The organism is Flavobacterium psychraerolatum (assembly GCF_025960985.1).
Classification (GTDB): domain Bacteria; phylum Bacteroidota; class Bacteroidia; order Flavobacteriales; family Flavobacteriaceae; genus Flavobacterium.
This window is the reverse complement of record NZ_JAOQMX010000032.1, coordinates 21,343-44,159: the sequence shown is the minus strand read 5'-3', so window position 1 is coordinate 44,159 and position 22,817 is coordinate 21,343. Positions and strand designations below refer to the sequence as shown.

Genomic DNA, 22,817 nt, shown 5'->3' with positions numbered 1-22,817 from the left:
AGGCAAAAAAAAATCTAAATTCTATTCTAATGAAATTTCGTATATTCCTTTTTACCGTTACTCTATTCACTTTAATAAGTTGTCAAAAACAACAAGCACAAAATAGAGTTCCCGTTGAGCCAACTTTATTTGCTGAAAAAATATTATCAACTAATAACCCCCAAATTGTGGATGTACGTACTCCTGAAGAATTTGATAATGAACATCTTATAAATGCGACTAATATTGATTGGAAAGGAAATACTTTTGAAAGTGAAGCAGAACAACTAGATAAAACAAAACCCGTTTTTGTATATTGTAAAAGTGGTGCCCGAAGTAAAAAAGCTGCAACTAAACTTAAAGATCTTGGATTTACTGACATCTACGAATTGCAGGGTGGATTTATGCAATGGAGTGCAGAAGGGTTAAAAAGTAATAAAAATTAATAAATTAGTTAATAAGTATGAATGTTAAATTCATTGATAATCAGAAGTTTACTCATTAACAAAATTTTATTTCACTATAAAGCATGAATACAATAATTATCTCGACCAAAAAGAGGAAAACTATTCACATTATTCTATTTATTATAATATTAATAGTTCAGATTTTAATATTTAAAACATGGTTAACGCAAAAAGAAAAACAAAACAATCTAACTACTGCAATTGATGATATTGTCAAACCTACCAAGTCTTTAATCTACTCTAATCTTGCACAAAAAAATTATTTTGAAGCAGAGAATTGTTTTAACGATTACTTGCAAACTCATAATCCTGCTACATTGTCTAAATATAAAAGCTCACTTGAAAAGATGACTTTATATTTGGATAGTATAAAAATAATTTCAAATCATAATTATGATTTTTCAACAGTAATTAAATCAAAGCAGGCGATAGAGGGAAAGGTTATCAAACTTCAAACAGACTTAGACTCTCTAATGAGAATAGATTTTACACTCGCGAGTAAAACTAAACCTTTCAATTTTGCGATTAAAAAGTACAACTATACTTCTATTTTAAACTCAATAACATTCGACACAACAAAAACCATAACAAAAGCTCCCCAAAAAGGTCTATTTGGAAGAATTGGAAATGCCATTGCTAGTAAGGCTGAAACCAATAAAGTAGAGGTCAAATCTATGATCAAAATGGTTTATAAAAATGATATCAAAACGGGAACATTTGAAGAGCAATTAAAAAACATCTTCCTTTTTACTGATAAATACTACGAAATAGAGATGTTAAAATTAAAAAACACCTATTTTGAATTACAGGAAAAAGACAGACAGCTATTGATAATAAATCAAATTATATTAACTAAAAGTCAAGAACTTTTAACGATATACTCGCTATCAAATGAAGTTATTATTAAAACAAAATACTACAAAGAACTACAAGTCTATAATTCAGATATAAAAGCACAAAAGCATTCTATTCTAGATCTATTGCTGGTATTAGGTGTGATTACTATCCTATTGCTTCTATACACTATTTATGCCTATATTCGAGAAAATAATTTAGAAAAATCTAAGGTTGAAATAGAGAAAAATCTTGAATTCAAAAATAGACTTATAGGGATGCTTAGTCATGAAATGAGAGCTCCATTGAATATCATTTCAAATATAACCACCAAGTTAAAGAAGAATAAAACAAACATCATAGATAACATTAATGTATTACATTTTACTTCAAATTCTTTACAAATTACTGTAAATCAAATACTCGAGTTTTTCAAACATGAAAGCTCTAAATTAGTCACATACAATACTAAAACAAATTTACAAGAAGAGTTGAATTCGATTTTAGAATCATTAAAATCGTTAACCGAATCCAAAAAAATTGATTTAATAACCAATATTGATCCTTCAACAAATGCCAATTTACTAATTGATAATGGAAAAATTCATCAACTTTTTTACAATATTATCGGAAATGCAATTAAATTCACAAAAAAAGGAATGATAACTATTAATTGTCAACTACTTCCTACAGGCAATAAATATAGTTTTAATGTAAAAATCAAAGACACAGGAGTTGGTATTCCAAAGGAAGATTTAAACAAAGTATTCAATACTAAATTTCAAAGTGAATTCCATTTAGAAGAAAATAAACTCGGAGCAGGTTTAGGCTTAAATCTCTGTAAGGAAATAGTTGAACTATATAACGGTGAGATTTCAATAGAAAGTGAATTAGACAAAGGTACCGAAATTTCATTCAGTTTATTATTGGAAGAAGCTCCAACGTCTGTGACTAATATACAAGCTACTCTCAAACAAAAAAATACTAACAAAAAATTAAAAATAGCAATTATTGATGATGATTCCATTTCACTTTCGTTAATCCATAAAATGGTTGAAAAAGCTGGATTTCATGTTGTATCTTTTAAAAAATACGAACAAATCGCCCTCTATCTTCAAACTGAAATTGTGGATATTTTAATAACAGATTTAAATATTGCTGGAAAGTCTGGACTAGATTTAGTCAAAGAGACAAAGGCCTTGATTAATAAAAACAATTCTTGCAAAATAATTGCAATCACTGGTGATATTCACATGAGAAACATGGATCTCGAAAAGGCACAAATTGATAGTGTCCTAACAAAGCCATTTACTAAAGAAGAATTTTACGGTAAACTACTAGAAATGCTCTCGTAATTAAAAATAATATAACAACAGCTAAACATACCCCTTGACTTATGCTTTCAACAGACAGCCTAGACTTTCTAGATGATTTAAAAGCCAACAACAACAGAGATTGGTTTCTTGCAAATAAAAAAAGGTACGACATTTTCAAAAAAGACTATCATCACTTGGTTACTAGTTTTCTAGATGCGATGAAGCCCTTAGATCCTTCCTTGGAATTACTAGAAATCAAAAACTGCACCTTTAGAATCAATCGTGACATTCGGTTTTCAAAAGACAAATCACCTTATAAATCACACATTGGCGTGTGGCTTTCTTCTGGAACTAAAGGAAATAATCGAGCAGGTTATTATGTACACATAGAACGTGGCGCTAGTTTTATTGCTGGAGGGTTGTATGCACCAGTTCCAGATGATTTGAAAAAAGTACGTAAAGAAATCGCTTTTTTTCATGAAGATTTGGAATCTATTATCGAAAATAAAGTCTTCAAAAAAGAATTCGGTACCTTTTCTAGAAACGATAAAAGCTGCTTAAAAAACCCTCCACGAGGATACGACAAAGATCACCCTGCGGTTGAATTATTGAAACTAAAAAGCTTTGAAGTACTCCAGAAATTTGATGTTACTGAAATTACCCAAAAAGATTTTGTTTCGAAAATGAGCAAAAAGCTCATCCTCTTAAAACCGCTTAATGAGTTCATGAACCGTGCATTGACTGCTGAAGAAGAGTTCTAACAACAAAGCATGAAAAAAAGAAAAATACTTTTTTTGGGAGAAACATACAGGGCCGATGCTATTATTTGGATGAATGGTCTAAAGGAATTTGGCCATTTTGAAATAATATGCTGGGAACTAAGGACACCTTCAAATTCTTTAATTAATAGAACTTTTCGTTTTTTGGAATTTGCAACTGCTTTGTTCAAAATTAACCGAATCATTGGAAAACAAAAACCCGATTTGGTAATTGCAGAACGCACCACGAGTTACGGATTCTTGGCAGCGATATCTAATGCCCCCATAATAGTGATTGCCCAACAAGGGAGTACCGATTTATGGCCTATGCATTCTTTTTCTTATCCTTTAAAAAAAATTATCCAGCGTTATGCTTTCCAACGATCGAGCCTTATTCATGCTTGGGGAAAAGTAATGGTTCCTGCGATGGTAGAAGCGAAGGTAGACCCCCAAAAAATTCTACTCTTACCAAAAGGTATTGATATAAAAATATTCAGCCAAAAAAAAATTTCAGAATTCAACAAAATAAAAGCAATTGTAACCCGCTCACTTGCTCTAGAATACAGACATGAAATTATCCTAAAAGCTTTTTCTATTTTGGATAAAAAAGGAATTGATTTCGAACTTACTTTTGTGGGTGATGGTAATCAATTAGCAGTATTAAAAAAAACAGTAAAGGATTTACAACTTACCAAAAAAGTACATTTTTTAGGACGAAAACTCTATTCTGAATTACCTCATTTGCTACAGCAAAATAACTTTTACATCAGTATGCCTAATACCGAAGGCGTTTCTGCTTCTTTATTTGAGGCCATGGCAAGTCAATGCTACCCTATTGTTTCGGATATTGCTGGAAACCAGGAATGGATTACAAACAATCAAAACGGCTCCTTAGTCCCTGTAGATGACTTCAAAGAACTTGCCCAAACTATTTTAACTACATTTGAGGATTTTTCATATCGAAAAAATGCTGTAATTACCAATCAAAAACTAGTTCAAAATCAGGCCAATTACGAAACAAACATGACTTTAATTGCCGAAAAATACCACGAATTAATTGACAATATTCAAAATCTATAACTACCTATGTGCGGCATAAACGGAATTTTTCATTTACAAAGTTCAAGAAAAGTAGATCCAAAAATCCTTGTACGCATGCGGGATTCCTTGGCACATCGCGGACCCGACGATAAAGGTATTTTCATCGAAAAGAATATAGGCCTTGGTCAGCGACGCCTTTCGATACTAGACACATCTCAAGGAGGACACCAACCATTTATATCTGAAGACCAACGTTATGTAATGGTATACAATGGCGAAATTTATAATTACAAAGACTTTTATCCCGAATTAAAATCGAATGGTTTTGTACAAAAAACAAGCTCAGACACCGAAGTCCTTTTGCAACTGTATCGCCACATAGGATTGGATATGTTACCCAAACTTAACGGAATGTTTGCCTTCGCCATTTGGGATAGCTTTGAAAAAAAATTGATTTTAGTTCGGGATCGAATGGGTGTTAAGCCATTATATTATACTTTTCATAACGATAGTTTTTATTTTGCATCTGAACAAAAAGCATTATTTACAGCGGGTATTCCCTTAAAAATTGACTTAGACGGACTCGAAGAATATATTTTTAACCGTTTTGTTGCAGGAGAAAACACTTTATATCAAAATATAAAAGAAGTCCTTCCAGGACATATCTTGACCATAGATGAATCTGGAAAAGTAACACATGAAAAATGGTGGGATTTAAAAATAGAAATCCAAAACCAGCCTATTATAAAAAACCCATTAGAATGGTTCACAGAAACCTTTGACGATTCGGTGCGACTAAGAATGGTGAGCGACGTACCGGTAGGGGTACTTCTTAGCGGAGGACTGGACTCCTCTTCTACTCTCGCTTCTTTAAAATTTCAAAATTATAAAAACATTCAAACTTTTAATATTGGATTCAAAGAAGACCAACACAACGAATCTCATTTGGCAAAAATGCTGTCTGATAAGTACAATTACAGTTTCAATACATTACAAATAGACAATAATTTGCTATTTGAAAGTATGATAAAAGCAACCTACTACCAAGACGAACCACTAATGCACCTCAACGAACCCCATTTACTAAGCATTGCACAACTGGCGCAGTCCAAAGTAAAAGTATTACTCTCTGGCGAAGGAGCAGATGAACTCATGGGCGGTTATGTACGCTACAAAGCACTCAAAAACCCATGGATTTTGAACTTAATTAGTACTCTTGGGCAGAGCAACCTTTTCAAGAACAATTCGAGGTACGAAAAATTAATTCGATATTCACAAATCAAACATCCACAGGATTTAATTTCATATAACAGCTCCAACATTTACCCTAAAGAAATTGCAAACCTTTTTGGAATCACTCAAGAACCTAAAAATGATTTTCGAAAAAAAATAATAGACGAAGCCGCATCCTTGTACCCAAACAACCTACAAAGACAAGCACTGTACTTTGATCAGCATACTTATATGCAATCACTTTTAAATAGAAATGATCGAACAACCATGGGCGCTTCTATCGAATGTAGAGAGCCATTTCTAGACCAAAGATTAATAGCAGGACTTGGATCTCTTAATGACAAATGGCTATTTACAGGTAAGAAGGGGAAATACATTCAAAAAACAGCTATGCAAGACCGACTTCCACCAGAAATACTTACTTTCAAAAAAGTGGGACTAAGCGCTCCTTGGAATAATTATTTGTTAAAAACACCAGCATTCCAAGATGAAATGCAGTCTTTTGCTCAAAGTGACCTTTTTAGAATGTCCTATTTTGAAAATATAGACAGTACCAAACTCATTAACAGTTTCCAAAATGGAGATAGTAGAATGTTGCCCTACATTATGCCATTGTTTATGATGCATATTTGGTTAAAAAACTATACGACTCAATTTTAATTCTTATTTTTGAAAACAATTTTATTAATTGATTACCACACTACTTTATGGAATTACAATCAAATTTTTCATTAAAAAACTTCAATACTTTTGGAATAGAAGCACAAGCTAAACAATTTATTGCCGTTCATTCGGTCAGCGAATTGAAAACTATCTTGTCACAGAACAAAATGGAGAAGAAGTTTATTTTGGGTGGTGGTAGCAACATGCTACTAACTCAAAATATTGATGCACTTGTGATTCACATTGATTTGAAAGGAAAAAAAGTAATCCAAGAGGATGATAATTTTGTTTGGGTAGAAAGTCAAGCAGGCGAAAACTGGCATGAATTTGTATTGTGGACCATTGACCAAAATTTTGGCGGACTCGAAAACATGTCCCTCATCCCGGGAAATGTAGGTACAACGCCTGTACAAAATATCGGCGCGTATGGTGCCGAAATCAAAGATAGCTTTGTTTCTTGCGAAGCTATAAACATTGAAAACCAAGAAAACAGAATTTTCATAAAGGACGAATGTCGCTTTGGATATCGTGAAAGCATTTTTAAAAACGATGTGAAAGACCAATTTATTATTACATCGGTCATTTTTAAACTAACCAAAAACAATCATAAAATCAATACTTCATACGGTGATATTACCACCGAATTAGCCAAACATAATATTATTAATCCAAGCCTAAAAGAGGTGAGTACTGCAGTTATTGCCATTCGAAAAAGCAAACTTCCAAATCCCAAGGAGCTAGGGAACAGCGGAAGCTTCTTCAAAAACCCTATTGTAAGTAAAAAAGAATTCGCTCCTATTCATGCCAAATTTCCCGATATGAAATTTTATGACATCTCTGAAACTGAGGTAAAAGTACCTGCAGGATGGCTCATTGAACAAGCTGGCTTCAAAGGAAAACGATTTGGGGATGCAGGCGTACACAAGAACCAAGCACTAGTTTTGGTGAATTACGGTACTGCAACAGGTCAAGAAATCTTGGCTGTTTCCAAAGATATCCAACAAACTATCCTTAAGACTTTTGGCATCAGAATCGAAGCTGAAGTAAATGTCATTTAGCCCTCGAAGGCAACTCAAAAAAAGCTTAAAAATTTTATTTTAAAATTCAGACAAGAACATTTACAAATCATAATTGTATTCATACCTTTGCACACGATTTAAAATAACTTATTAAAGTCCGATGCTTATACTATTACTTTACTTTTTTGTCCTTATTGTTGTTGTTCAATTAGTGTATTACTTAGGTATCTTTAGCCATTTTGCATTTGCAAAACCACAAAAAATCACGCCAAAAAGAATTGCTATCTCAGTCATTGTTTGTGCAAAAAACGAAGAAGACAATGTAGTCAAATTTATTCCTCTATTGGCAGAACAAAACTATCCCGATTTTGAAATTGTATTAATTGATGATGCGTCAAGCGACAACACGTTGGAAATCTTTGAAGCATTTGAAAAAGAATACGATAACGTTCGACTAGTCAAAGTAGAAAACAATGAAGCCTTTTGGGGAAATAAAAAGTATGCTTTGACTCTCGGCATCAAATCAGCCAAAAAAGACTATTTAATTTTCACAGACGCTGATTGCTACCCAACCTCCAAAGATTGGATTACAGCTATGAGTTCACAATTCACCATGCATAAAACCATTGTATTAGGGTATGGAGGGTACGAAAAAATAGCCAAATCTTTTTTAAACAAAATTATTCGTTTTGAAACGGTTATTACAGCTGTTCAATTTTTATCATGGGCCAAAGCAGGACATCCATATATGGGTGTTGGTCGTAATCTAGCCTACAAAAAAGAGGAGTTTTTCAATGTAAATGGTTTTATCAACCATATCCAAATTCGATCAGGTGACGATGATTTATTCATCAATGAAGCCGCTAAATCAACAAATACAACAATCGCATACAGTCCAGAAAGTTTTACTTATTCTAAACCAAAAACGACCTACAAAGAATGGATGGTACAGAAAAGACGACATGTATCTACTGCAAATCACTATAAAACACTTGACAAAATCCAATTGGGCACTTTTTATAGTTCTCAATTTTTATTTTTTGCACTGGCAATACTATTACTTGCGTTTCAATTTCAATGGATTATTGTTTTAAGCTTAGTAATAACTAGATACATCTGTGCATGGACAATAGTTGGTCTATCAGCAGGGAAATTAAAAGAAAATGATCTCAAATATTGGTTTCCATTTGTAGAATTATTTTTAATTTTGTCACAAATGAATATTTTTATCTCTAATCTTTTTTCAAAACCAGTACATTGGAAATAACAAATCAAATAGAAAAAGCAAAACGAGGCGACCAAACTGCTTTCACCTTTCTATTGAATTTTTATTGGAACGAGGTCTATGGCTTTATGCTCAAACGTACTGAGAACGAAACCAATGCCGAGGACATCACCATCGAAACCTTCTCAAAAGCTTTCGACAAAATAGCCACTTATAATCCTGAATTTCAGTTCAATACCTGGCTCATCAGTATTGCCAAAAACGTACATATCGATTTGTTACGCAAAAACAGAGCTAGCCTTTTTGTAGAAATAACCGAAAAGGAAGACCTGAAAGCCTATAACATTGCCGATACGACCCCCTCTGCCGAAGATGAACTCATCACCGAGCAAAATCTTTCGCAACTTCTACGCTACATTAAGGAATTGAAACCCCATTACCAAGAAGTGATTCAGTTACGTTACTTTCAAGAAATGAGCTATCAAGAAATTGCCAATACCATTGATGAGCCACTAAACAATATCAAGGTAAAACTTCTTAGAGCTAAAAAATTATTGGCAGAAATCATTCGAGACAAACGAAAATAACTCTCCTCTATTCCCCTATTATTTTATCCCAATACAAGTAACAGTATGCTTTTACGTGTAATACTGCTAACCGCTTTAGCCCTCCATTAGTATGTTTGTTTATTTGTTCCTACTGTAGCTTCCTATCGTCGCTCAATAGCAGTGTAAAAAACAAGATAGAAATTTTGGGACCCACCGCTACTATCATGAGCGAATATAAGTTACATTCCTATACAAAATCCTCCAACTCTATCACAATATTTTTCTTACTAATACGTTATATCAATAAACCCCTCTGCTTATGATTTGATTGCTACCTAACCATTAACACCAAATGAATTATGTCAAAATCAAGTATTTACGAATCCAACTGGATTAATCTAGTATTCGAAAACAGAAACAAAGAGTATGGAGCTTTTCAACTGCGCCGAGAAAGCACTAAAACTTCTATAATGGCATTATTAGTCAGTATTTCAATATGTGCATTATTATTTGCAATACCAAAAGTTTTACACAGTTTTCAAGTCATAGAAATACCTATGATTGAAGAAGCGCTCCCCCAGATTGATGAACAAATAACACTAGTTAATTTGACTCCACCAATAGAGAAACCAAATCTAGAAATTAAAACTGTTACCACCGAAATTAAACCACAACTAATAATAGAAAAAACGGAAATCAAAAACTTAGCACATCCAAGTATTGTACAAGCTAGTTTGGCTACACCTGATGCTCCTAAAACAGATGTTATTATTATACCATCTATAGACCCTAATGCTATAATAGGAGACAAATTAACCATTTATACAGGAGCATCATCACCAACAAATACTGATAAAAGAGCCAATAATGGGACTGATTTTGGAAATACAATCGTAACCACTGCAACACTAGATAAGCTGCCTGGTTTTCCTGGTGGAATCGAAAAATTCTATGATTACGTAGGTCGAAATTTTGAAACTTCAGAAATAAATGAAGAGAAAATGGTTCGCATTATGGTTTATTTTGTAGTCGAAAAAGATGGTAGCATGAGTGATATTCAAGTAAAAAATAACCCTGGCTATGGTTTAGCACAAGAAGCACTTCGAGTATTAAAATCATTAAAAACCAAATGGACTCCAGGTCAAATTGATTCCCAACCTGTTCGTACTGCATACAGTATGCCCATTTCTGTTCAAATGAATTAATCTATAAGGAAAAATAAAAAGGGACAGCACTCTAATTTCATTAAATTCCTCATTACTTTTTTTTTATTAAAATTTCGAAACTAATAAACGTTAAACAGCATCTAATTTGATGCTGTTTTTTTTAACATATCTATAGTAAACCAACTCTAAGTTAGACAGCCTTTTTAAATTCAGTTCCTTATCTTTGTACCTTGAAAATTAATATATGGAAACTGTTTTAGATACTACTGCTCCTATTGCAAAACCAAAATGGCTTAGGGTAAAACTCCCAATAGGAAAAAAATATACTGAACTTCGTAGTTTGGTGGACAAATATAGTTTGAATACCATCTGTACCTCTGGAAGTTGCCCAAATATGGGTGAATGTTGGGGAGAAGGAACGGCAACTTTTATGATTTTAGGAAATACATGTACACGCTCATGCGGTTTTTGTGGTGTAAAAACTGGGCGCCCTGAAACGGTAGATTGGGATGAACCAGAAAAAGTGGCACGTTCGATCAAAATCATGAACATCAAGCATGCTGTAATAACCAGCGTTGACCGTGATGATTTGAAAGATGGAGGTTCAATTATTTGGATTGAAACTGTAAAAGCAATTCGTCGAATGAATCCAAACACTACTCTAGAGACTTTAATACCTGATTTTCAAGGAATCGAAAGAAATATAGACCGTATCGTAGAAGCTAACCCCGAGGTAGTTTCACACAACATGGAAACGGTACGTAGATTGACTCGTGAGGTACGTATTCAAGCAAAATACGACCGTAGCCTAGAAGTTTTACGCTACCTAAAAGAAAAAGGAATTAGCCGAACTAAATCTGGAATCATGTTAGGCCTTGGTGAACAAGAAGAAGAAGTTTTCCAAACCATGAGAGACCTTCGCAATGCTAATGTAGATGTAGTAACCATTGGACAATACTTACAACCTAGTAAAAAACATTTACCCGTAAAAGAATTCATAACGCCAGAACAGTTTGCTATATACGAGCAATATGGTTTGGAATTGGGTTTTCGACATGTTGAAAGTGGACCATTGGTTCGTTCCTCATACAAAGCACAAAAACATATTTTATAACTAAATATATAGTGGTTTAATTGGATACTTAATTGTCAATTAAACCACTACTTTATCACTATTTGCATTTGAAAACTAGAATTGCCATCAACGGTTTTGGACGTATTGGTCGAAATCTTTTTCGTCTTTTGCTCAACCATCCTAACATAGAAGTTATTGCTATCAATGATATTGCCGACACCAAAACGATGGCACATTTATTAAAATACGATAGTATTCACGGTGTCTTGCCCTCTAAAGTTACTGCCGACGACAAAGGCATTTTTGTTGACGATCAGCACTTTTTGTTTTTTCACGAGACAAACATAGCCAATCTAGACTGGAAAAGCCATGCTATTGATTATGTGGTGGAATCAACAGGGAAATATAAAACCTTTGACGAAATCAATGCACATGTTTTGGCTGGGGCCAAAAAAGTAATCCTCTCTGCTCCTGCCGAAGTAGACTCTATAAAAACTGTAGTCTTAGGCGTAAATGAATACATCCTGGATGGAACGGAAACGATTATTTCGAATGCGAGTTGTACGACCAACAATGCTGCTCCTATGATTAAAGTGATTGAGGAGTTATGCGGTATAGAACAAGCCTACATTACGACCATACATTCCTACACAACCGACCAAAGTTTACACGACCAACCACACAGAGATTTGCGACGAGCTCGTGGCGCTAGTCAATCAATTGTCCCTACTACTACAGGAGCTGCCAAAGCTTTGACAAAAATTTTCCCATCACTAGATAATAAATTGGGTGGTTGTGGCATACGTGTTCCTGTGCCAGATGGTTCTTTGACTGACATTACCTTTAACGTTAAACGAAATGTAAGCATCGAAGAAATTAATCAAGCTTTTGAAAAAGCAGCACAAACCAATCTAAAAGGAATCCTAGATTACACTGAAGATCCTATTGTATCTGTTGACATTTTGGGTAATCCTCATTCGTGTTTATTTGACGCACAATTAACATCTGTGATTGACAAAATGGTAAAAGTGGTAGGATGGTATGATAATGAAATTGGATATTCATCACGAATTATCGACTTGATTACTTATACTTCAAACCAGAAGTAGTACTTATTGTTTTTAATTAAAATAAAAAAACATATCGCTTATATGTGCCATGTTACCTTAAAGAAGAAAAGCCTTTAATTACAATTGTAAATTCAATTGTAATTAAAGGCTTTTCTATGTTGTTGTTGTTATTGTTGTTGTTATTGTCTTACGTTTAAACTTAATTTTACGTGAGGGATAGCAGTGAAAAGCCCACAAACAAGTAAAGCGAGAGCGAAACTTGTTGAGGACTTGTAACGAATAGCCCGGCCCGAAGTTTTTACGGAGGGACACGCCCAAATCTGAACTCAACTTTTTTTCATCAATAAAATTCATCCATAAAAAAAACCACAAAACACACCGAATACTCTGTGCGATTTGTGGTTTTAATGGATTCTATTTTTTTTTTAAATTTAATTTACATCTGGCAGAAAGCTAAAGTTTTTGGAGTAGAATAACATTTGTTCCGCAAATGTTTTGGGTTGTATTACTTCAATCGAAATAATTTCGCCTTTAGCATCCACTTTTGGAGTCAAAAATGGATTTACAAAACCACTATATGGCGCTGATGGAAATTGCTTGTTTCGCTCTATAATTTCTGCATGCAGCTTTTCATCTACTTTTATTCCGTAATTCTCAACCAATGCTTTGGCTGCTTCATAGTCACCTTCAGACTTAATTCGCTGTACTTCTCTCAACAATTGACCAAACAGTTTGTGTAGTTTTTCGTAGTCATTAATATTAAGGTATGTTTTTCCGTTACGAGTAATTTTTTCCACTGTATTATTTTTCAACCCTTTTTCAAAAACCCATGAACTTACCCATTGACGATTTCTCATGTGTGCTTCCTCGATACTTTCACCTACTTTAATTCGGATTAATTGTGTCAATAATCCGTTACGAAGATAACTATCGTAGGTTTCCATACCTACCTTTTGCCAATCATCAACTAGTCCAAGTTCTTGAATTTTTGGATTGTATAAATAGTATAAAGCTACTAGATCGGCACGACCTTCCTCCATGGTAGAAGCATAACTTTTCAACGTTTCTTTTGGAGTCCCAACACCTTCATTAATCTTTCCAGAAGCATGTCCAACAACTTCGTGCAATGCGGTGTGTAATTTATCTCCAATTTCCCCATACTTTTTGGCTCTTTCCAATTCTTCTGCATCATTCACAAACTCTTCTAGCCTTCCTTTTCCAGCCGATTTTCCGTAAGCATCCACAAGATTACCAAGAGAAACTGATTTTGAACCGTATGTCGAACGAATCCAATCTGCGTTTGGAAGATTGACACCGATTGGTGTACTTGGGGATGCATCACCAGCTTCACCAGCAACAATCACCGTTTTATAGGATACACCAACTACATTTTTCTTTTTGTGAGATGGATCTAGCGGAGAGTTATCCTCAAACCATTGTGCATTATGTGACAAAACCTCCATTTTTTTGGACATGTCAAAATCTTTGATTTGTACTACTGTTTCATACGATCCTCTATATCCTACTGGGTCATTATAGACCTCTATAAAACCGTTAATGTAATCAATATTCCCTTCTGTGGCTTGTAACCAAGCGATGTTATAATCATCCCATGTTTTTAAACTTCCTGTTTTGTAGTATTCGATTAACAAACTCAATGCATCAGCTTGTTTGGTATTCTCTGCAACTGTTTTGGCTTTTTCCAACCAAAAAATAATTTTATCAATAGCAGCACCATACATTCCATTGCTTTTCCAAACTTTTTCTTCTAATTGACCTTTTTTGTTTCGAACTAACTTGGAGTTTAATCCAAAAGAGTAAGGTTTAGTAGCATCCGGACTCTTTTTTTGAGCATAGAAAGTTTCTACTTCTTTGTGTGTAATACCGTTACCATAAAAATTAATTGCAGAACCTTCTACCAAACCTTTTGCCTCATCCAAGTTTACTTTCTTGGCATCCTTTTGGTCAAAAATTACAGTTACAATTGCGGGCTCCAAAATAGTTTTGGTACTTTTTGCAATCAAAACTAAATAAGCTTTAGAAAAATCTGGTTTAATTTTATCATTTGAATAATGATGATGGATCCCATTGGAAAACCAAACTCTTTTTAAGTAAATTTCAAAATTATTCCAATCAGCAGTCGTTTTATCTCCTTTATAATTAAGGTAGATATGCTCTAAAGCTTTTCTAATTTTTAGATTGTACTTGTAATTTTGATCCCACATAATATCCCTACCTGATGTTCCTGCTTGAGTAAGATAGTACACTAATTTTTGTTCTTTGAGAGTCAAGTTCTCCCATCCTGGAATTTGGTAGCGCAAAACTTTTATATCTGAGAATTGTTCTACTTGGAATTCAAAAGAAGTATCCGAACCTTCTTTTTTTTGATCTACTTGCTGTGCGTTACTCACGAACGATGCAAACAAAGTTAGCGCAAGGCTAGCATGATAATAAAACTTCATGTGTCTATTTTGTTAAAATTATAACACAAATATAAACATAAGTTGACACTTAAAAAAAAGTTAGTGAACACTTACCCTCATCACTTAAATTAAATGCTTACAATCAAATACTCATGACAAAAACTGGAATAAAGCTCGTATACAGTTGTCCTTTATACATTTTTTGAACAGTACGCACACATTATAAATAAAATATATAACTTTACAGTTCAAATTAATCCAGATATCATGCGCATTTTAAAATATATATTTTTATTAATACTACTAAGTTTTGTAGCTTTATCAATTTTTATAGCTACTCAAAAAGGGGAATTCAATATAGAAAGAAGTAAAGTTATTAACTCCTCACAATCATCTGTTTACAACTATGTTATTGACTATAAAAACTGGGAAGATTTTGGTTCTTGGGCTGAGGAAGATCCAGAAATGAAGTTTATCTATGGCGAAAAAACGATTGGAAAAGGTGCTTCATTTTCTTGGGAAGGAAAGGATGGAGATGGTGAAATGACTACTATTTTTACAAAAGAAAACGACAGTATCTCACAAAAAATGATTTTCAACAATAGTCTATCAGTTGTTTCTTGGAAGTTCAAAGACACTATTGGAGGTACTAAGGTGACCTGGAGAACCAAAGGAAACATGAGTTTTATGCTTAAAATATACGCTGCTTTTATGGGTGGTCCAGATGCAATGATTGGAAAAATGTATGAAAAAAGCCTTAACAACCTAGACAAAACACTTGATTACGAAATTAATACTTTTGCCGTTACTGATAATGGAATCGTAAAAAGACCTATCATATATTATTTGTACCAATCTTTTACTACTGAAATTTCGAAAGTAATTAAGAACAGTCAAATTGTAACACCAAAAATTACTGCTTTTTGCGAAGAAAACAACATAGAGGTTATTGGAAAACCATTTGTAATCTATCAAACTTATGATTTAACAAAAAATATTGCAAAAGTTTCTATTTGTATTCCAATACTAAAAGAAATATTTATAAGCCCTGGAAGTGATATCTTATCAGGCAAGCTAGAAGCAGGACAAGCAGTAAAAGTAACATTGACTGGTGACTATACACACTCTCAAAAAGCTTATGAAAAAGCACTAGCTTTTGTAAATAAAAACCAAATTAAAGTAGATCCTAAAATTTCACATGTTGAATTGTTTATAACAGGTAAGGATGATATTAAAAACCCATCAAAATGGGTTAGCGAAACGTATATTCCGTTATTCCAAACGTATATCGCACCCGTAAAGACACCTGCTACTCAAGGAACAACAGAATCAATACCAGAGCATGAGTTAACTGAGACAACAGCTCCTGTTACGGGAACAAGTACATACAGCCAACCAAAACCAGTTGCTAAACCAAAACTGGCTCCTGTTAAAGTTCACCCTTTACCAGCGACTACCTCTGCTGTGAAAAAAATTGAAGTAAAAAAGATAGAAATAAAAAAACCTGTTCCCGTTGAAACAGATGTTAAAGATGAGAATTCTGAATTTTAATAAACAGCTAACAATACCACTGAACCACTATCATTTTGCTTGAAGAAAAAGATTTTATTGAACGCTTATTAAATCCCAAGACGCAAAATGAAGCGTTTCAAAAACTTTTGGTTGATTATCAAAAGCCATTGTACAATCATATTCGAAATATCGTTTTGAATCATGATGATACGGATGATGTTCTTCAAAATACATTCATAAAAGTTTTTCAACATTTAAAAAATTTTAAAGGAGAAAGTAAACTATTCTCATGGATGTACCGTATTGCAACCAATGAAGCTCTTACTTTTTTGAATCAAAAAGCAAAGAAAAGCGGAATCACCTCAGAAGCTTTGCAAAATAAAGCCATTGATAATTTGAAATCAGATAGTTATTTTGATGGAGATGAAATACAAATCAAATTGCAGCAAGCCATAGTTACCTTGCCCGAGAAACAACGTCTCGTTTTTAAAATGAAATACTTTGAGGAGTTAAAATACGAAGAGATATCAGAGATATTAGGAACCTCTGTAGGTGCTCTAAAAGCCTCTTATCATCATGCAGTAAAAAAAATAGAAGCTTTTGTCACCAACAATTAAACCTTTAGATTCCTATTTAGTCTAAACAATATCATGAAAGAATTCAAATTAGATACAACTCCTAAAATAAGTACTGGATTTATAACTCCAGACAATTATTTTGAAAATTTTTCAGAAAGAGTAATGCTACAATTACCTGAAAAAGAAGCAAAAGTACTTTCTATTTTCCAAAATAAGAAAAGTGTCATATTAATGGTCGCAGCTATTTTTATAATTGCACTACTAATGCCCAAATTATTTTCATCATTAACAAAAACCACCGAACTTGATGATTCTTCGATAGAGTCCTATTTAACGTACCAATCTAATGTTTCTCAATATGATATCATTAATTTATTAGACGAAGAAGACATTGAAGCTCTAAAAGAAGAGGTAGCCATTGGGAATGACATGAATATAAATGTGCCATCTGATACTAATTAAATATACACCTATGAAATTTAAGAAAATACTCTTTCTCCTTCTTATCTCTTCTTTGAGCTGTTTTGCTCAAGATGGAATGAAAGAAAAGAAGAATCAAGTTAAAGAACTTAAAGTTTCTTTCTTTAATTCTGAACTAAATTTAACAAATTGGGAAACAGCAAAATTCTGGCCCATTTACAATGCGTTTGACGACAAACAATTCGAAATTAGACATGAGAAAGTAAAGTCTTATCGTAATTTAATGAAAGGAAACCTTTTGGATAAGATGAATGAAAAGGATGCTACTACTATATTAAGACAAATCGAGAGCACAGACGAAGAACTCTACCTACTACGCAAAGGTTTAATTAACAATTTAAAAAAGATTCTTCCAAAAGTAAAAATCCTAAAACTGAAAAAGGCTGAGGAAGATTTTAACAGAAAATTACTTCAACAATACAAAGAAAAGAATAGCAAAAACTAACTTTTCTAATTATTTCATACACATCACCTAATTCTAAAACATAAAGTTAAAGATTAGGTGTTTTTTTTTATATAAAAGTGTAACATACATTTATAAAAGCTTGTAATTCGCTACTGAAATTTATTGGCACAATAATTGGATATTTATCAGTAAGCAATACTAAATCTCTCGATCATGAAAACTAAAATAATCATAGCAAGCTTATTAACTACCGTTTTTGCCATGCAAATACAAGCACAGTACAATAGCGTAAATGCGGTGAACAATGAAATAAGCGATAACTTAGACCTGAGAGCAGTAGCATCCTTATTTGGTGAATCACGTAATCTACAAGATTTTGAAAGAAAATTAAACGATCCGATAATTCAAATTTCTAATCTAGATTTGAATTATGATAATCAAGTTGATTATTTGCGCGTTATAGAAACTGTAGATAGAAATACACACGTAGTTATAATTCAATCTGTATTGGATAGAGATGTGTATCAAGATGTAGCCACTATTGATGTTGAACGCGACCGTTATAACAAAATTCAAGTTCAATTTGTAGGTAACGAGTATATATATGGGTCTAATTACATTTATGAACCCGTTTATTATAGATCTCCCCTAATATACGCTTCATTTTATGTAACAAATTACCGTCCTTATGTATCTAACTGTTATTGGAATTCTTACCCAAGTTACTACAATACATGGAATCCTTACCCAAGTTATAGATATCGTTCCAACATCCAAGTATCGATCAACTTCAATAACAGCTACAATTATGTAAGTAGCAGACGTAGTAACTATGCAGCCGTTTTGTATAATTCTAATAGGTCTAATGGATACGAACGAATGCATCCAAATTATAATTTTGCTAGTCGTAACTCTTCTATGAGCAACCGTTACGATTTAGACCAAAGAAGAAGTAGAAGTTATACATCTTACAATGATAGTAAAACTTATAGAGAGGTAAGTTCTAGAGGTAATTCAATGCAAAGCAATCAAAATCAAAGGGGATACGCTACAAATAATGGATATGCAACCAGACAATCTACTCCTCAAAGAAATGAAACCTCTAGAGATTATACTCAAAATAGAGCTACCTCAGCTAGAGAAACAATACCACAGAGAACAGAGACCTCTAGAGATTATACTCAAAATAGAACTACCTCATCTAGAGAAGTAAGACCACAGAGAACAGAGAGCTCTAGGGATTATTCTCAAAACAGAGCTACCTCATCTAGAAATGTTGTAAGACCACAGTCATCACAAAATACAAGTAGATCAATAGAAAATAGATCTAGCTCATCTAGAGAAAGCACTCCACAAAGGTCGGAAAATAGCGGACGAAATTACTCTACTACCTCAAATAGTAACACAAGAACCTAAATACAATATACAACCAACAATAAGCACAGTTTAACAGACTGTGTTTTTTTTGTGCTTTTTTTATGAATTTCAAATCATATTTATATAAAAAGAGTAAATTTGAATTGTTTTTAAAAATACTACATGAGCACATCGCACAAAGATTTACATTCCAAATTAACATTAGGTGGTCTATTAATAACACTAGGAATCATCTACGGAGATATTGGTACTTCACCATTATACGTTATGAAAGCTATTCTTGGCGACCATACTATTAATAATGATATTGTACTAGGAGGGATTTCTGCTGTTTTCTGGACTTTAACACTGCAAACGACTATAAAATATGTACTTATCACTTTAAGTGCTGACAATCATGGTGAAGGTGGGATATTTGCATTGTATGCTTTGGTAAAAAAAACAAAAATAAAATGGTTGATTGTCCCTGCCATTATTGGAGGAAGCGCCTTACTTGCTGACGGGATTATCACACCTCCAATTTCTGTATCTTCAGCTGTAGAAGGAATTAAAACTTTTTACCCCGATATGAATACGGTACCTATAGTAATCGGTATTTTATTTGTCTTATTCTCTATTCAACAATTTGGAACCAAATTGGTAGGTAAATTCTTTGCTCCAATGATGCTAATTTGGTTTTCAATGCTAGGGGTTCTTGGAACTATTCAAATAGCCAAATATCCAGAAGTAGTAAAAGCTTTTAATCCTTACTATGCTTATCATTTACTAAAAATACATCCCGATGGGTTTTTCGTTTTAGGTTTGGTTTTCCTATGTACCACAGGAGCAGAAGCCCTCTATTCAGATATGGGACATTGTGGACGTAAAAATATTCGTGTTAGCTGGATTTTTGTAAAAATAACTTTGCTTTTAAATTATTTTGGACAAGGTGCTTATTTAATTCATCATGAAGGTCAAACCTTGGAAACGTTAGGAGGAAAAAATGGAAACCCATTTTATCTTATCATGGCAGATTGGTTTCAACCTTTTGGGATTGTTATTGCAACTCTAGCAGCGGTAATCGCTTCTCAGGCTTTGATAACAGGTTCATTTACTTTGATAAATGAGGCCATGCGTTTGAACTTTTGGCCAAAAGTTAGAATAAAATATCCTACTGAATTAAAAGGACAATTATACATCCCCTCTATTAACTGGTTATTATTTTTGGGTTGTGTTGGCATAGTAATTCATTTTGAAGAGTCTAGCAATATGGAGCATGCCTATGGCTTAGCTATTATTCTTTGCATGATCATGACTACCATTTTACTAAATTTTTACTTGATAATGAAAAGAGTGAAATTGTATCTTATGATACCTCTAATCACTATTTACTTAACGATCGAACTAAGTTTCCTTGCTGCCAACATTACCAAATTTGCAGATGGAGGATACGTTACCCTTATGATCGCAATGGTATTAATTTCAATAATGACCACTTGGTACCTTGCTAAAAAAATCAATAAAAGTTATACTAAAATTGTAAAGACTAAAGATTACAAAAAGGTATTAAAAGAATTGAGTGTCGATCTTACCATTCCAAAATACGCAACACATCTTGTTTACATGACTAATGCCAATCGTGCTGATGAAATAGAGGAAAAAGTTATGTACTCCATTTTACAAAAAAGACCAAAAAGAGCAGATATCTATTGGTTTGTTCACGTAAATATTTTGACAGAGCCCTATAAAACAGAGTACCGTGTCACCGAAATATTGAAGGATGATTTGTATAGAGTAGATTTCAACTTAGGGTTTAGAGAACCAACCAAAATCAACTTAATGTTTAAAGAGGTGATTAAGGATATGGTAAAAAAAGGAGAGGTTGACATCACTAGCAGGTACGAATCCCTTAACAAAAATAATATTATAGGAGACTTTAAATTTGTATTATCTGAGAAGTTCCTTTCAAATGATAGTGATTTAATTTGGTTTGAAAAAATCGTTATGAATTCTTACTTTCTGATCAAGAAATTAAGTTTATCCGAAGAAAGCGCATTCGGACTCGACAGCAGTTCTGTTAAAATTGAAAAATTTCCTATGGTACTACATGCACCTGAGCTCATAGGACTAACGCGAGTCGAAAAAACGCAAAAAAAATAAATCTCAAAAACACCGTTCTTTATAAAAACGGTGTTTTTTTTTTGTTTTCGAAAAATTTAATGACTTTCATGAATTTAAAATTAAACTTTCAAACCAATTAATAGTACCTTTGCAACTCAATTATTTAAAATGAGATTACACAGAAATTTAGTTTACACCACAATTGATTCTCTAAATGCCATATTTAATGAAGGAGAATATGCTGATAAAGTGGTTGCAAGAGCTTTAAAAAAAGACAAACGTTGGGGAAGTTCGGATAGAAAATTCGTTGCCGAAACCATATATGAAGTCGTTCGTTGGAAAAGATTATACGCAGAAGTTGCCGAAGTAAAAGAACCTTTTGACCGTGACAATTTATGGAGAATGTTCTCTGTTTGGGCAGTTTTAAGAGGGTATCCTATTCCAGATTGGCGTCAATTGGAAGGAACTCCAGAAAGAAAAATAAAAGGTCGTTTTGATGAACTATCAAAAACACGTGCTATAAAAGAGTCTATTCCAGACTGGATGGATGAAGTTTGTGTAAAAGAACTTGGTGAAGAAGTTTGGTCTAAAGAAATTACTGCTCAAAACCAACCTGCCAAAGTTATTTTAAGAACAAATACATTAAAGACTACTAGAGAAAACCTAAGAGCCATATTAATGGATTTGGACATTGAAACAGAAATCTTAGAGAACCAACCAGATGCTTTGGTTTTGAAAGAAAGAGCAAATGTCTTTATGACAGATGTCTTCAAACAAGGTTTTTTTGAAGTACAAGATGCTAATTCACAATTAGTAGCTGCCTATCTAGATGTAAAACCAGGAATGAGAGTGGTGGATACTTGTGCAGGAGCTGGAGGAAAAGCATTGCATATTGCTGCCCTAATGGAAAATAAAGGACAGTTGATCGCAATGGATTTGTACGAAAGCAAATTAAAGCAATTAAAAATTAGAGCCAAACGTGATGGTGCTTTTAATATAGAGTACCGTATTATTGATAGTACAAAAATTATTAAGCGTTTGCACGAAAAAGCAGACCGTGTATTGATTGATGCCCCATGTAGTGGATTAGGAGTTTTGAAAAGAAATCCAGATGCTAAATGGAAACTACAACCGGAATTCATCGATAATATTCGTAAAATACAAGCTGAGGTTTTAGAAAGTTATTCTAAAATTGTTAAACCAGGTGGAAAACTAGTTTATGCAACCTGCTCTATTTTACCATCCGAAAATCAAGAACAAGTGGAACGTTTTTTAACAACTGAAATAGGAAAACAATTCACTTTCATAAAAGATGATAAAATTTTGGCTTCAGAATCTGGATTTGATGGTTTTTATATGGCTTTACTAGAAAGAAAAGCTTAAAAAAAATTAAAGATCAACTTCAACGGTCAAAAATCAATTGAATTGTCTAGAATAAAAAAGCTCCGATTTCATAAGAAATCGGAGCTTTTTGGTTTTCATTATATTTTAAAAATTTCGATTGAAATTTTATTTATTTTTTCTCATAACCAATAAACATTCCACTG

At 33.2% G+C, this 22,817-nt stretch carries 19 protein-coding genes; 18 read left to right on the top strand and 1 reads right to left on the bottom strand.

Annotation, left to right across the window (positions count from 1 at the left end):
* Positions 1 to 29: 29 nt before the first annotated feature.
* The 11 genes from M2326_RS12310 (at position 30) to gap (ending at position 12,433) form a co-directional block, all read left to right on the top strand.
* On the top strand, positions 30 to 425 hold the full coding sequence (locus M2326_RS12310; protein ID WP_264619860.1) for a rhodanese-like domain-containing protein: 396 nt from the start codon (positions 30 to 32) through the stop codon (positions 423 to 425).
* 83 nt (positions 426 to 508) lie between these two features.
* Entirely contained in the window at positions 509 to 2,635 is a 2,127-nt protein-coding gene (locus M2326_RS12305) for an ATP-binding response regulator (protein ID WP_264619859.1), read from the top strand.
* 41 nt (positions 2,636 to 2,676) lie between these two features.
* Positions 2,677 to 3,357, top strand: a complete 681-nt coding sequence (locus M2326_RS12300; protein ID WP_264619858.1) for a DUF2461 domain-containing protein — start codon at positions 2,677 to 2,679, stop codon at positions 3,355 to 3,357.
* A gap of 9 nt (positions 3,358 to 3,366) precedes the next feature.
* Positions 3,367 to 4,434: a glycosyltransferase family 4 protein gene (locus M2326_RS12295; protein ID WP_264619857.1), complete on the top strand. Its 1,068-nt coding sequence runs from the start codon at positions 3,367 to 3,369 to the stop codon at positions 4,432 to 4,434.
* Positions 4,435 to 4,440: 6 nt separating this feature from the next.
* The gene (asnB, locus tag M2326_RS12290; protein ID WP_264619856.1) at positions 4,441 to 6,288 is read left to right on the top strand and encodes an asparagine synthase (glutamine-hydrolyzing); all 1,848 of its coding nucleotides are present in this window, start codon (positions 4,441 to 4,443) and stop codon (positions 6,286 to 6,288) included.
* Positions 6,289 to 6,335: 47 nt separating this feature from the next.
* Positions 6,336 to 7,349 (top strand): UDP-N-acetylmuramate dehydrogenase, encoded by a 1,014-nt coding sequence (gene murB, locus M2326_RS12285; protein WP_264619855.1) that lies wholly within the window; start codon positions 6,336 to 6,338, stop codon positions 7,347 to 7,349.
* A 121-nt stretch (positions 7,350 to 7,470) separates the two neighbouring features.
* Positions 7,471 to 8,577, top strand: coding sequence for a glycosyltransferase (locus tag M2326_RS12280; RefSeq protein ID WP_264619854.1), 1,107 nt, complete (start codon positions 7,471 to 7,473; stop codon positions 8,575 to 8,577).
* Complete coding sequence (locus M2326_RS12275) at positions 8,568 to 9,122, top strand: RNA polymerase sigma factor (protein ID WP_264619853.1); 555 nt, start codon at positions 8,568 to 8,570, stop codon at positions 9,120 to 9,122. Before M2326_RS12280 ends, M2326_RS12275 begins: the two co-directional genes overlap by 10 nt.
* 320 nt (positions 9,123 to 9,442) lie before the next feature.
* Entirely contained in the window at positions 9,443 to 10,288 is an 846-nt protein-coding gene (locus M2326_RS12270; protein WP_264619852.1) for an energy transducer TonB, read from the top strand.
* Positions 10,289 to 10,493: 205 nt separating this feature from the next.
* Entirely contained in the window at positions 10,494 to 11,363 is an 870-nt protein-coding gene (gene lipA / locus M2326_RS12265; RefSeq protein ID WP_264619851.1) for a lipoyl synthase, read from the top strand.
* 68 nt (positions 11,364 to 11,431) lie between these two features.
* Entirely contained in the window at positions 11,432 to 12,433 is a 1,002-nt protein-coding gene (gap, locus tag M2326_RS12260) for a type I glyceraldehyde-3-phosphate dehydrogenase (protein ID WP_264619850.1), read from the top strand.
* 392 nt (positions 12,434 to 12,825) lie between these two features.
* On the opposite strand, the gene M2326_RS12255 is transcribed toward gap, so the two are convergent.
* The gene (locus M2326_RS12255; RefSeq protein ID WP_264619849.1) at positions 12,826 to 14,856 is read right to left on the bottom strand and encodes a dipeptidyl peptidase 3; all 2,031 of its coding nucleotides are present in this window, start codon (positions 14,854 to 14,856) and stop codon (positions 12,826 to 12,828) included.
* Between the two features lie 228 nt (positions 14,857 to 15,084).
* Here M2326_RS12255 and M2326_RS12250 point away from each other — a divergent pair, with 228 nt between their 5' ends.
* The 7 genes from M2326_RS12250 to M2326_RS12220 all read left to right on the top strand — a co-directional run bounded on the left by M2326_RS12250 (position 15,085) and on the right by M2326_RS12220 (position 22,653).
* Positions 15,085 to 16,368 (top strand): SRPBCC family protein, encoded by a 1,284-nt coding sequence (locus M2326_RS12250; protein ID WP_264619848.1) that lies wholly within the window; start codon positions 15,085 to 15,087, stop codon positions 16,366 to 16,368.
* Positions 16,369 to 16,403: 35 nt separating this feature from the next.
* Positions 16,404 to 16,946, top strand: coding sequence for an RNA polymerase sigma factor (locus tag M2326_RS12245; protein WP_264619847.1), 543 nt, complete (start codon positions 16,404 to 16,406; stop codon positions 16,944 to 16,946).
* A 33-nt stretch (positions 16,947 to 16,979) separates the two neighbouring features.
* On the top strand, positions 16,980 to 17,369 hold the full coding sequence (locus M2326_RS12240; protein WP_264619846.1) for a hypothetical protein: 390 nt from the start codon (positions 16,980 to 16,982) through the stop codon (positions 17,367 to 17,369).
* Positions 17,370 to 17,379: 10 nt separating this feature from the next.
* On the top strand, positions 17,380 to 17,832 hold the full coding sequence (locus tag M2326_RS12235) for a sensor of ECF-type sigma factor (RefSeq protein WP_264619845.1): 453 nt from the start codon (positions 17,380 to 17,382) through the stop codon (positions 17,830 to 17,832).
* Positions 17,833 to 18,006: 174 nt separating this feature from the next.
* Entirely contained in the window at positions 18,007 to 19,209 is a 1,203-nt protein-coding gene (locus tag M2326_RS12230) for a hypothetical protein (RefSeq protein WP_264619844.1), read from the top strand.
* A gap of 123 nt (positions 19,210 to 19,332) precedes the next feature.
* The gene (locus tag M2326_RS12225; protein ID WP_264619843.1) at positions 19,333 to 21,309 is read left to right on the top strand and encodes a KUP/HAK/KT family potassium transporter; all 1,977 of its coding nucleotides are present in this window, start codon (positions 19,333 to 19,335) and stop codon (positions 21,307 to 21,309) included.
* Positions 21,310 to 21,438: 129 nt separating this feature from the next.
* Complete coding sequence (locus tag M2326_RS12220; protein WP_264619842.1) at positions 21,439 to 22,653, top strand: RsmB/NOP family class I SAM-dependent RNA methyltransferase; 1,215 nt, start codon at positions 21,439 to 21,441, stop codon at positions 22,651 to 22,653.
* Positions 22,654 to 22,817 lie beyond the last annotated feature (164 nt).